Here is a 12,478-nt window from a genome sequence, read left to right as displayed (position 1 = left end):
TTATATTTAGATATAATTAGTTATAATTAGATGTATCAAAACGAAAGGGGATTTTTTTATGAATAAATTTACATTACGTTCCATCGGGGCACTTATACTTTCTTTCCTTCTTATATTTAGTGCTGCTTGTACAAGTGGGGAAAAGCATACAAAGTCAGCTGCTAAAGAGGATAAAACAGTTGAACTGACTATCTCAGCTGCTGCAAGCTTACAAGATGCATTAAAAGAAATCGAAAAACAATATAAAGAAAAAGAGCCAAATATCAAACTTTCTTTTAACTTCGGTGCTTCTGGAGCACTTCAACAACAAATTGAACAAGGTGCACCTGCTGATTTATTCTTCTCTGCAGCAGAAGATAAATTCCAAACCCTTGTAAAAAAAGGATTCATTAGTGAAAAAGAAGGGAAAAATCTTCTTGGAAATGAACTAGTTCTAGTCATCCCTAAAGATAGTTCACTTACAAAATTTCAAGATTTAAAAGATGAGAAAATCAAAAAAATTGCACTTGGTACACCTGAATCTGTACCTGCTGGCAAATATGCAAAGGCTTCTCTAACACACGAAAACCTTTGGAATGATGTTCAAAATAAAGTCGTATTTACAAAAGATGTTCGCCAAGTGTTAACATATGTAGAAACAGGGAATGTCGATGCTGGCATCGTATACAAAACAGATGCTCTCATTTCGGATAAAGTAAAGATTGGTGAGACAGCAGCAGCTACTTCTCATGAGCCAATCCACTATCCTTTAGGTGTTATAAAGGAATCTAAACATAAGAAAGAGGCGACTTCATTTTATGAGTATTTGCAGTCAAAAGATGCACAATCTATCTTTAAGAAATATGGATTTACAGTTCTGTCGTAATTACTATGAGCATTGATGCTATTTTATCGCCTGTCTTTCTATCTTTAAGAGTAGCTGCGTGCGCCACTATTCTCGTTACAATTTTAGGGACAATTGTCGGGCGAGCACTAGCTCGCTCCTCATGGCGATATAAAGTACTATTAGAAACCATATTTTTATTACCAATGGTACTTCCACCAACTGTTATCGGCTTCTTTCTCATTATCATCTTTGGAAACAACAGCCCGATCGGAAAGTGGGTTGAATCATTATTTCAGCAGTCTATTATGTTCACATCTACTGCTGCGATTATCGCTTCTACAGTTGTTGCATTTCCGCTTATGTACCAATCAGCGAAAACGGGATTTTCTATCGCAAATGTACAAATTGAAGAAAGTGCTCGTGACCTTGGCGCAAGTGAATATCAAGTTTTTCTGCACGTTACACTTCCACTCGCATTTCCTGCCTTACTAAGCGGGATGATTTTGAGCTTTGTCCGCGCGCTCGGTGAGTTTGGTGCTACACTCATGTTTGCCGGGAACATTCCTGGTAAAACACAGACAATCCCAACTGCAATTTACATGGCTATTGATGCAAGTAATATGCAACTCGCCTGGACACTTGTAGTTATTACTATCGGTATGTCACTCGTATTTCTACTATGTATTCAACTTATTAATAAAAGAATCACTAACTCTTAAAGCAGCTTTTGTCGAAGCTGCTTCTTTATTTCTTAGGAAATAAAATATACCAATGGGAAATAACTGAATTTTACCTCTTATTTAAATATACATTTTATTTGAATTCACTTTCTAAAATAGGCAATTTCCTGTTATTATATGGAGGTGTTTCAAAAAATGAAGAAATGAAAACGCATTTATATTGTGAATTCTTCATCCTGTTTTAGCGATCGGTAATCTTCTACTCTATTAGTGGGGCATTACCGATCGTTAGAACGATATGTAACTATATTGGTATAGCAAACCGAAGGGAGTCTTGTAATGGACATTTTATTAGCGCTTCTTCCTGCAATTGCATGGGGAAACATCTTATTAGTAAGCGTAAAAATGGGCGGTGGTGCATATAGCCAAACGGTAGGTATGACAATCGGTGCTCTATTCTTCGCAACAATTATGTATGTATTTACTCAACCAGCTTTAACAATGACAATCTTAATTGTTGGTTTTATTTCAGGTTTATTCTGGGCTTTAGGACAAGTAAACCAATTAAAAACAGTTGAAAAACTAGGTGTTTCAACTACTGTAACGATTTCTACTGGTATGCAACTTGTTGCAACTTCTATCTTTGGGGTTATCGCTTTCCGTGAGTGGACTACTACTACAACGATCATTCTGGGAACGATTGCAATCCTATTAATTGTAGTTGGTGTTGTATTCACATCATTAGATGATAAAGAAAATGCTCAGCCACCTGGACAATTGAAAAAAGGACTTCTTACTTTAATTGTTTCTACTTTCGGCTATCTTGTATATGTAATTATTATTCGTTGGTATAATATTGATGGTTGGTCTGCTATTTTACCACAAGCAGTTGGTATGTTTGTTGGTGCGGTTGTACTGACGTCTAAACATAAACCGTTTAACAAATATGCAATCCGTAATGCTTTGTCTGGTTTACTATGGGGAACTGGAAACTTATTCTTACTTCTTTCATTACCACGTGTTGGAGTAGCAACAAGCTTCCCATTATCTCAAACTGGAATCGTTATCTCAACATTCGGTGCGATTGTATTCTTAGGTGAAAAGAAAACAAAACGTCAATTGATCTTTATTGCACTAGGTAGTGTTTTAATTATCGGCGGCGCTGTATTACTTGGTATGACAAAAGCATAATCTTATATTCTATTAGTAAACCCCTGAAGCATATATGCTTCAGGGGTTTTTCAATTCTAATTATTTTCTAGATATAATTATTTGTATGTTCTTGCCCCTTATAATTGCTCTTCCACTCTAGCAAACCAGCTACACATATAAAGAGATTAATAACAGTTAATATTAGCATGAATTTCCGCCTTCTCATTATCCATTCCATCTACGGTAAGTCTTTTCTTTTTACAACATTCTCTTAAAGATGATATCGTTTTTATAACATATCTCTACTAGAAAGGAATAAAGAATATGCTAACTAAACATCGAATTTTATTTATTGGTGCCGGTCGTATGGCAGAAGCTATATTTTCCGGATTACTTAAAACAAGCAAAGAGTACATCGAAGAAATTATCGTCTCTAATCGAAGCAACGTAGAAAAGCTAAAACAGTTACAACATCGATATAATGTGTCTACTGCAACAGATTGGAAACAGCATGTTACATCTGTTGATACGGTTGTTTTAGCAATGCCACCTTCTGCTCATGAAGAGTTATTAGCTGAGCTATCTCCGTTAATATCAAATCAACTAGTCGTAACAGTCGCAGCTGGCATTGGACCATCTTATTTAGAAGCTAGACTCCCAAAGGGCACGCCTGTTGCTTGGATTATGCCTAATACAGCTGCTGAAATTGGAAAATCTATCTCCTTATATACAATGGGACAATCAGTAAATGAGATGCATCAAGAAACCCTGCAACTGCTTTTAAAAGGTATTGGTACTTCGCAACTTTGTACTGAGGAAGAAGTTCATCAGCTTACTGCAGTTACTGGAAGTGCACCAGCCTTCCTTTATTACTTTGCTGAAAGCTTAATTGAAACAACAAAAAGTTATGGAGTCGATGAAGAAACCGCAAAACATCTTGTCATTCAAATGATTTCTGGCTCTGCTTCTATGCTCGAACAAACGCAAAATCCAGCTAACCTCCGCGAACAAGTAACAACGCCAGGTGGTTCCACAGCTGAGGGTCTCAAAACTTTATACGAATATAATTTTTCAGAGGCAATTCAAAAAGCAGTAGAAGCAACAAACAAAAAAGCTAGGGGGAAATAATATGATTTTAACAAGTTTAAAAGACTATACAACATTACATAACGGTGTAAAAATGCCTTGGTTTGGTTTAGGTGTTTTTAAAGTAGAAGATGGTTCAGAAGTAATTGATTCTGTAAAAGCAGCAATTAAAAATGGCTACCGCAGCATCGATACTGCAGCAATCTATCAAAATGAAGAAGGCGTTGGACAAGCGATTCGTGAATCCGGTGTTTCACGCGAAGAATTATTTATTACCTCAAAAGTATGGAATAGCGATCAAGGATATGAAACAACACTTCAAGCATTTGAAACTACATTAGAGAAATTAGGTCTAGAATATTTAGATTTATATTTAGTACATTGGCCTGTAAAAGGGAAATATACCGAATCATGGAAAGCATTAGAAAAACTTTATACAGATGGCCGTGTTCGCGCTATCGGTGTGAGTAATTTCCACATTCACCACTTACAAGACGTATTTGAAATTGCTGAAATTAAGCCAATGGTCAACCAAGTGGAATACCACCCACGTTTAGCACAAGAAGAGTTACATGCATTCTGTAAAGAACATAATATTCAGCTTGAAGCTTGGTCACCATTAATGCAAGGACAACTACTAGATAATCCAACGTTACAAGAAATTGCGACAAAATATAATAAATCAACTGCGCAAATTATTTTACGCTGGGATTTACAAAACGAAGTTGTAACAATTCCCAAATCAATTAAAGAACATCGCATTATTGAAAATGCAAACATCTTCGACTTTGAATTAAGTGCTGATGATATGAAAGCAATTCAAGCTTTAAATGAAGATCGTCGCGTTGGTCCAGATCCAGATAACTTTAACTTCTAGTAGAAAAACCACTGCCCTATGCAGTGGTTTTTTCGTTTAATAAAACTGAAAATTTAAACTATATTTCATTTAGTTGACACTTCATTATTCAAGGTGTAAGATTTTGAATTATCAAAGAAACACAAAAATTAATAAAATTTATTCGTTTACTCATTGTATCAAGAGAGGTGGAGGGACTGGCCCTTTGAAACCTCGGCAACAGGTTCATTTTGAATACTGTGCCACTTCCTGCAAGCTTTATGCTTGAAAGATAGAATGAGGGACTTCGTTTATATACGGGTGCATAACTTGTACGTAAAAATCCCTCTTTCTCAATATGAAAAGAGGGATTTTTTATTTTTCATTTCCCTCATCATCATCCAAACTTAATTATTTAGGAGGAAAATCAAATGAAAAAGAAGTTTGTACCCGGTATTGCATCAGTTGTAGGAGTAAGTATTTTATTAACTGGTTGCGGTAGTTATAAAAACGAAGCAAGCGGAGCAAATGCAAAAGACGAGGCACCTAGTAAACAGGTTTTAAACTTATCTTCACCTACTGAAATACGAACAATGGATACGGCTCGTGCTACAGATACTGATTCTGGTCAAGTAATGAGAAACGTATTTGAAGGTTTGTATAATCTTGGTGAAGGTAACAAACCTGTTCCTGGTGTTGCAAAATCTCATGAAGTAAGTGGCGATAAAACGAAATACACATTCCATTTGCGAGATTCAAAATGGTCAAACGGCACTCCTGTTACAGCTAAAGATTTTGTGTTCGCTTGGCAAAGAGCCGTAGATCCAGCAACAGCCTCTGAATATGCATTTCTATTCTTTGATATTAAAAACGCAACAAAAATTAACAACAAAGAACTTCCAGCCGACCAACTTGGTGTAAAAGCAGTTGATGACCATACGTTTGAGGTAGAATTGGAGCGTCCTGTTCCGTATTTTATTAGCTTAACAGCGTTCCCAACATTTCTACCAATTAACGAGGAATTCTTTAAAGCACAAGGTGATAAGTACGCTTTAGAAGATAATACAATCTTGTACAACGGAGCTTTTACACTAAGCGATTGGAAGCACGAACAAAGCTTTAAATTCAAGAAAAACCCTACCTATTGGGATAAAGATACTGTCAAACTAGAAGAAATCAATTTTAACGTCGTAAAAGAAAAATCAACAGAAGTAAATTTATTCGAGTCAAAACAATTAGATCGTATAAAACTAACATCTGACTTCGTCGATAAATATAAAAAGGATGCTAACTTTAAAGAACGTCCAAACGTAGGCGTACAATTTTTACGTATGAATCAACAAAACAAAGTGCTTCAAAACGTTTCTGCACGCCAAGCAATTGATCAAACAATTGATAGAAAATCCTTTGTAAATACGTTATTAAATGATGGATCTACACCAACATTTGGTCTCGTTCCAAAAAACTTTGCAAAAGGACCTGAAGGAAAAGACTTCCGTACTGCAAATGGCGATTTAACAAAAGTTGATACAAAATCTGCACAAGAGTTATGGAAAAAAGCTAAACAAGAGCTTGGTTCTGAAAAGATAACATTAGAATTATTAACGAGTGATGCTGACCTTGATAAGAAAACTGGTGAATTCTTAAAAGGACAACTAGAAAAGAATCTAGATGGATTAACAGTAAATATAAAACCGCAACCGCGTAAGCAACAAGTTTCGCTTTTATTAAAAGGTGACTACGAAATCGGAATTGATGGCTGGAGCCCTGACTTTGCGGATCCAATTACATTCCTTGAGCTATTTACAACGAATAACCCTTATAACTTAGATCATTACTCTAATAAGGAATTCGATGAAACAATAGCAAAAGTGAAAACAACTTTAGCTGGTGATGAAAAAGCTCGCTGGGAAGCATTACTAGCATCCGAGAAAATATTATTTAAAGACTCTGTTATCGCTCCTCTTTACCAAAAAGGCGAATCTTATTTAGAACGTTCTTATGTGAAAGGAATTGTGCAAGTAGACTTTGCAGGGCAATTAAACTTCAAGTGGGCAAAAATTGAAAAATAAAGTGAAACTTTAATAAGTGGGGGTTTCTTCATCCCCACTTATTATTAGCCCACACCAATTGTTTTTTTAGCAAAATATATTAAAAATAGGTTCTCTCACACATGAGAATCCGCTTTTTCAATATATTATTCTAAGAAATTAACAATCTATTTTTATTATTGACATATAGTTCTTTCCAGTGTTAATATTCTAAATAATCAAAGAAACGAAATATTTCACCATCAAAATATAATGTCTACTGCGTTGAAACATATAACGATAGATTATAGATCAACATGTATATACATATAGAACACCTGATTACCTATAAACAAATATTTATAATAGGTTTTATCTCCTTCTATAACTACTTCAAGACATGGACATTATGACGTTACGAACAACACATTTAGGGAGGAACGAACAATGAAGAAAAAAGTTATACCTGTTGTTGCATCTGTTTTAGGGGCAAGTCTATTACTAACTGCTTGCGGGGGAAATAAAGATAATGCAAGCGGAGCGAAAGCAAACGATAAAGCACCTGATAAACAGGCAATTAACTTATCATTCGCTTCAGAAATTCCAACAATGGATGTTGCAAAAGCAACGGATGGGGAATCCATGAACGTAATGCGCAATGTTTTTGAAGGGTTATATGCAATGGGAGAAGATAATAAACCGGTTCCTGGTGTCGCTGAGTCGGTTGACATTAGTCCCGATAAAACAAAATATACATTCCATCTGCGTGATTCAAAATGGTCAAACGGTACTCCTGTTACAGCAAAGGACTTTGCCTTCGCTTGGCAACGTGCCGTAAATCCTGATACAGCAGCTGAATACGCATTCTTATTCTTCGATATAAAGAATGCGAAACAAATAAACCAAAAACAATTGCCAATTGATCAACTAGGGGTCAAAGCTGTCGATGACAAAACGTTAGAAGTACAACTAGACCGTCCTGTTCCCTACTTCTTAAGCTTAACGACATTCTCAACATTCTTACCAATTAATGAAGAGTACTTAAAGTCTCAAGGCGATAAATATGGTTTAGAAACAAATCATTTAATTTACAACGGTGCTTTCACATTAGAGAACTGGAAACATGAACAAAGCTTCCAATTGAAGAAAAACCTTAACTATTGGGATGCTAAAACTGTAAAACTAGAAGAAATCAACTTCAATGTCGTTAAAGATAAGTCTACAGAAGTGAACTTATATGATTCAGGACAAATTGATCGTGTTGCTTTAACTGCAGAGTTTGTTGATAAATATAAGAGCGATCCAAACTTCAAAGAACGCGCTGAAGTCGGCATTCAATTCTTACGACTAAATCAGAAAAATGAAACATTAAAAAATCAACATGCACGCCTTGCTATTAACGGCGCAATGAATAAAAAAGCTTACGTAGAAACAATCTTAAATAACGGCGCGGTTCCAGCTGAAGGAATGGTTCCTGCGAAATTCGCAAAGAGCCCAGAAGGCAACGACTTCCGTAAAGAAAATGGAAATCTAGTCAAGGATGATGTGAAAACAGCGAAAGAAAACTGGAAAAAAGCAAAACAAGAACTTGGTACTGACAAAGTAACAATCGAACTATTAACAAGTGACAATGCTTTAGCTAAAAAGACTGGTGAATATTTAAAAGGTGAATTAGAAAAGAACTTAGACGGATTAACAGTGAACTTAAAACCACAACCACGTAAACAACAGCTAAAACTACTATTAAGTGGTGACTATGAAATTGGTATTGACGGCTGGGGCCCTGACTTCGCTGATCCAATTACATTCTTAGATCTATTTACAACAGATAGTGCTTATAACTTCGATAAATACTCTAACAAAGAGTACGATGAGCTAATTCATAAAGTGAAAACAGATTTAGCTGGCGATGAAAAAGCACGCTTTGAAGCAATGAAGCAAGCTGAAAAAATTCTATTACAAGACGGCGCTGTCGCTCCTTTATACCAACAAGGTCGTTCTTACTTACAACGCTCTTTCATTAAAGGACTTGTAACAACTGACTTCGGTGGTGAATTTAACTACAAGTGGACAGAAGTTGCAAAGTAACAAAAGTAAAAGGTATCCCACGAAGGATACCTTTTTACTTTTATACAACTTTAACTACAGAGCTTCCTCTTCCCTTTGCCATTCCTTTTATAGCTAAAATCATACCTGCTACTAATTGTATAACCAATACAATAACTAATAATGAAATAATATTTCTCTCTAAACTAACTCCTCCAAATATTATTGTATAATAGCCATTTGCTACATATGTTGCAGGAAATAATTCACTGATTGTTTGGTATGTTTTAGAAAGCATTTCATGTGGTACAATTACATCCGAACTTACAAGTTATAACGATAGTGAGATGATATTAAAAATCATACCTGCATTTCCAAAAACAGTTACAACCATTTGTGTTAATGAAAGAAAGGCGAAGAAGACTATTGTCAATAATCCTCTTTTCCTTCTTTTTGCATTGAACCAAAACTCATCATACATATAAACACAAACATCAAATATGTTCTCCACGTCAAAGAAGGTATATGCCCTGACCAAAGATAGCTAACTAAATAATTAATTCCCATAATACAAGACGATATTACTAAACTAATACTTATTAGTTTTACATATTTGAGCATATCTTTTCTCCTTGTTTTTTATTTTTCTACTTCTTCAAATTGTAGATTCACTGGCTCTTCTAAAAGTGTTTCATAAAAGTTCTCTGCCAAATCTGTTGAAGGAATTTTTTCATCTACTTCATCAAATCGAATACTATCTAGCCACACACAACCTTCTCCTGATAATAAAACACCAAATGCAATACCAAGTGCTTTTTCTTTTATATCTAATACAACCGAGTACGATTGCCAGTTATTCGTATTTTTAATGGGGCGATTTTGCATATTATCCATAGCGAGCGGTTCTGTATCTTTTCCATCTACTCGCATCCACAATCCTGCCCAATCTCTTACATTTTCACTCTTAATAAATGCTGTAAAACGTAATCTCTTTCCTACATATTTATCCGCTCGGAACATTTGCATTAATGTTGAAAATCCTCCGTGCGTAACATTCTCTTTTGCTTTTATGTATGCAGATACTTTCCCCTGATGGACAACTTCATAATCTAAACCCATCTCATATTCAGCAGGATGACTTCCACTTAAGATCCATCCTTTCGGTATACCTTTTTGCATTGAAACACCCTCTCTTTCTATATAAAATGACTGAAAGTACTTTCGATATTTCTTTGGTGGCAATTGAAACATTCTTTTAAAAGCTCTCGTAAATGCCTCTTGTGAGGAAAAACCGTATTGCACTGCAATATCAATAACAGCTCTCTCCGTTGACACTAAAACTTGCGCAGCATGAGTTAACCTTCTCTTTCGAATATAATCTGTTACACTCATCCCAACATATCTTTGAAAGATGCGATGAAAATGGTACATCGATACTGCACTGTGAGATGCCACTCTTTCTGTTATAAGCTCCTCATGTAAGTGATTCTCTATATATTCAATTGATTTTTTTATTATCTCTTTATATTCTTCATGCATTTTAGCCCCTCCTCACAACTTCAATTTACCATATACATACAAATCTTTTTTGATTTAAATTGCGGATTAGCCCTTGCAACTACAGAATAATAATTTATTTTCAACACATACATAATTACATGTTTTTGGGAAAAACTTGTATAGAACGAATTTACATAAGGAGGAATTTATAATGAGAATTCTACTATCAGTTTTATTAGCTCTTATGCTAGTACCTGCATTAACAGGATGTAAAGCTCCTGCAAAAGAAGACACAACTTCTAATAAAAAGACGACTGAAGAAGCAAAAAATGAGGCTCCTGCAGATTTAAAACTAAACTTCAATGAATTCGATTTAAAGGCAGACTACCAAGATACAAAGAAAGACTACGAAGCAGACTATAAAAATGTAGCAGCTGATAAGAAAATGGAAGCAAAAATTGAAGATCATAAAGCAGATGTAAAATTAACAGGAGACGAGGCTATCACAAAATTAAGCCCACTCTTACAAGAATTAAAATTTGATAAAAATACTGCTGACCAAGAAGTAATCGATCAAGTAGTGAACGTGTTCAAACTTGATAAAGACTATCAAAAATTTGATTTAGAAGTTGTCTTCTCTGATGGAACGAAAAAAGAATACAAAAGAGAAATAAAATAAAGAAGTAGGCGGTTGCCTACTTCTTTATTTTTTAATTTTTGCGTATCTTAATTCTGGACTAGAACCAATAATGAATTGGACACCGGATACTGATGATTTTTGTAAATATGAGGAACTTGGGAAAATAATTGGGATTAATGGTGAATCTGTAAACATAATATCTTCCGCTTTATGTAATAATTCAAAGCGCTTATCCTCGTTTTGTTCAACTTTTGCTTCTTTTATTAAAGCGTCAAATTCTTTATTATGCCATTTTGCATAGTTATTCGGACCATCACCTGCATATAAATCTAGTTTAGTAATTGGATCTAATAAAGAGCCGCCCCATCCCATATAAGCTAATTGGAAATCACTTTGCTTGTATGTGTCGATATAACTCTTCCACTCTTTATTTTCTAATTTAATATCTACGCCAAGATTTTTCTTAAACATTTCTTGCATTGCTTCTGCTACTTTTTTATGTTGTGTATCTGTAGTGAATTTTAATGTTACTTCAGGTAATGTAGACCAGCCTTGTTCTTTCATGCCTTCTTCTAATAACTTTTTCGCTTCTGCTGGATCAAATTTAACGTAATCACCTTTTTCTTTACGGAAATCACGGCCACTTTGTGTTTTTGCTCCTTCTGGAACGAATGCATATGCTTCTTGCGCATTATTTTTATACAATTTTTCAACGATAAATTTACGATCAACCGCTAATGAAAATGCTTTACGTACCTTCGCATTTGTAAACGGCTCTTTTTCTACGTTAAACGAATAAATATACGAAGAGAAACTTGCAACACGCTTATATTCTTTATTTCCTTTTTCTTTTTCGATCATCTCTTGTGGTAAACCACTTAGTAAATCTAATTCTTTGGATTTAAATAATTGATACGCTGTTTTAGAGTCTGGAATAATACGAAACTCAATTTCTTTTAGAGTTACCTTTTTATCATAGAATTCTTTATTTTTTTGTACTGTAATAGCCTGGTTATGCTTCCACTCTTTTAACGTGAATGGCCCATTCGTAATTAACTCTTTTGGATCTGTTTTTAATTTATTATTATCATCAATCGACTTTTTAGCTAATGGAATAAATAGTGAGCTTGCTAGTTTTTGTTTAATAGAAGCAACTGGGTGTTCAAGGGTTACCTTTAATGTTTGAGGATCAACAACTTGAATACCAACTTGCCCCTCTTCACCTTTCCCAGTATTATACGCCTCTGCCCCTTTAATAAAATACATTTCTGTCGCATTCATAGAACCCGTTTTTGGATTTAATAATCGCTTCCATGCAAATTCAAAATCATTTGCTGTAATAGGCGAACCATCTGACCATTTAATATCTTTCTTCAAATGAATTGTATATTCAGTTCCATCATCATTTACTTCTTCTTTCTCCGCTAATTCATTTTGATATTTCCCATCACTATCTTGCGTATATAAACTTGAAAACAACTGCCCAATTATATAACCTGACGTGCTATCTGTTGCAATAGCAGAATCAAGTGTATATGGATCACTACTAATATTCGTTACTAATCGATCGCCTTCTCCCTTACCAGCACTCGCCTTTGGCGTTTCTTTCTTACCGCAAGCAACAGAAGTAATTGCTAAAACAGTCATAATGACAAACAGTAAAAACTTCTTCATCCTACATTC

General features: G+C 34.9%; 11 protein-coding genes, 1 pseudogene and 1 riboswitch. Of the genes and pseudogenes, 8 read left to right on the top strand and 4 right to left on the bottom strand.

The window, feature by feature from the left end:
* Nucleotides 1–58 precede the first annotated feature (58 nt).
* From modA to ABWK52_RS06000, 7 genes are all read left to right on the top strand, one after another.
* The gene (gene modA / locus ABWK52_RS06030; RefSeq protein ID WP_001032229.1) at nt 59–865 is read left to right on the top strand and encodes a molybdate ABC transporter substrate-binding protein; all 807 of its coding nucleotides are present in this window, start codon (nt 59–61) and stop codon (nt 863–865) included.
* Between the two features lie 5 nt (nt 866–870).
* On the top strand, nt 871–1,545 hold the full coding sequence (modB, locus tag ABWK52_RS06025) for a molybdate ABC transporter permease subunit (RefSeq protein ID WP_000020526.1): 675 nt from the start codon (nt 871–873) through the stop codon (nt 1,543–1,545).
* Nucleotides 1,546–1,845: 300 nt separating this feature from the next.
* Entirely contained in the window at nt 1,846–2,697 is an 852-nt protein-coding gene (locus ABWK52_RS06020) for a GRP family sugar transporter (RefSeq protein ID WP_000353544.1), read from the top strand.
* Between the two features lie 285 nt (nt 2,698–2,982).
* Complete coding sequence (proC, locus tag ABWK52_RS06015) at nt 2,983–3,786, top strand: pyrroline-5-carboxylate reductase (RefSeq protein ID WP_000956278.1); 804 nt, start codon at nt 2,983–2,985, stop codon at nt 3,784–3,786.
* Between the two features lies 1 nt (nt 3,787).
* The gene (locus ABWK52_RS06010; protein WP_098542244.1) at nt 3,788–4,621 is read left to right on the top strand and encodes an aldo/keto reductase; all 834 of its coding nucleotides are present in this window, start codon (nt 3,788–3,790) and stop codon (nt 4,619–4,621) included.
* A gap of 152 nt (nt 4,622–4,773) precedes the next feature.
* Nucleotides 4,774–4,878, top strand: a riboswitch (SAM riboswitch).
* A gap of 132 nt (nt 4,879–5,010) precedes the next feature.
* Nucleotides 5,011–6,651 carry a peptide ABC transporter substrate-binding protein gene (locus tag ABWK52_RS06005; protein WP_000726474.1) on the top strand — a complete coding sequence of 547 codons (1,641 nt, stop codon included), beginning with the start codon at nt 5,011–5,013 and terminating at the stop codon, nt 6,649–6,651.
* A gap of 405 nt (nt 6,652–7,056) precedes the next feature.
* Complete coding sequence (locus tag ABWK52_RS06000; protein WP_023520842.1) at nt 7,057–8,697, top strand: peptide ABC transporter substrate-binding protein; 1,641 nt, start codon at nt 7,057–7,059, stop codon at nt 8,695–8,697.
* A gap of 40 nt (nt 8,698–8,737) precedes the next feature.
* Here the strand turns inward: ABWK52_RS06000 and ABWK52_RS05995 are convergent.
* From ABWK52_RS05995 to ABWK52_RS05985, 3 genes and pseudogenes are all read right to left on the bottom strand, one after another.
* Nucleotides 8,738–9,088: pseudogene (locus ABWK52_RS05995) on the bottom strand (hypothetical protein).
* The gene (locus ABWK52_RS05990; RefSeq protein WP_088350908.1) at nt 9,085–9,276 is read right to left on the bottom strand and encodes a hypothetical protein; all 192 of its coding nucleotides are present in this window, start codon (nt 9,274–9,276) and stop codon (nt 9,085–9,087) included. The pseudogene ABWK52_RS05995 and the gene ABWK52_RS05990 overlap by 4 nt, the downstream one beginning before the upstream one ends.
* A gap of 18 nt (nt 9,277–9,294) precedes the next feature.
* Nucleotides 9,295–10,194, bottom strand: coding sequence for a helix-turn-helix transcriptional regulator (locus tag ABWK52_RS05985; protein ID WP_098509127.1), 900 nt, complete (start codon nt 10,192–10,194; stop codon nt 9,295–9,297).
* Between the two features lie 172 nt (nt 10,195–10,366).
* On the opposite strand from ABWK52_RS05985, the gene ABWK52_RS05980 reads away from it, so the two are divergent.
* Nucleotides 10,367–10,834, top strand: a complete 468-nt coding sequence (locus tag ABWK52_RS05980; protein ID WP_001221553.1) for a YusW family protein — start codon at nt 10,367–10,369, stop codon at nt 10,832–10,834.
* A 24-nt stretch (nt 10,835–10,858) separates the two neighbouring features.
* Here the strand turns inward: ABWK52_RS05980 and ABWK52_RS05975 are convergent, their stop codons facing one another.
* A complete protein-coding gene (locus ABWK52_RS05975) occupies nt 10,859–12,469 on the bottom strand; it encodes a peptide ABC transporter substrate-binding protein (protein WP_098509125.1) in 1,611 nt (536 codons plus the stop codon).
* Nucleotides 12,470–12,478: the final 9 nt, after the last annotated feature.

This window comes from Bacillus sp. AP50 (assembly GCF_040492675.1).
GTDB classification, from domain to species: Bacteria; Bacillota; Bacilli; order Bacillales; family Bacillaceae_G; genus Bacillus_A; species Bacillus_A cereus.
The sequence above is the reverse complement of the archived record's forward strand: the minus strand, read 5'-3'. Positions and strand labels throughout refer to the sequence as shown.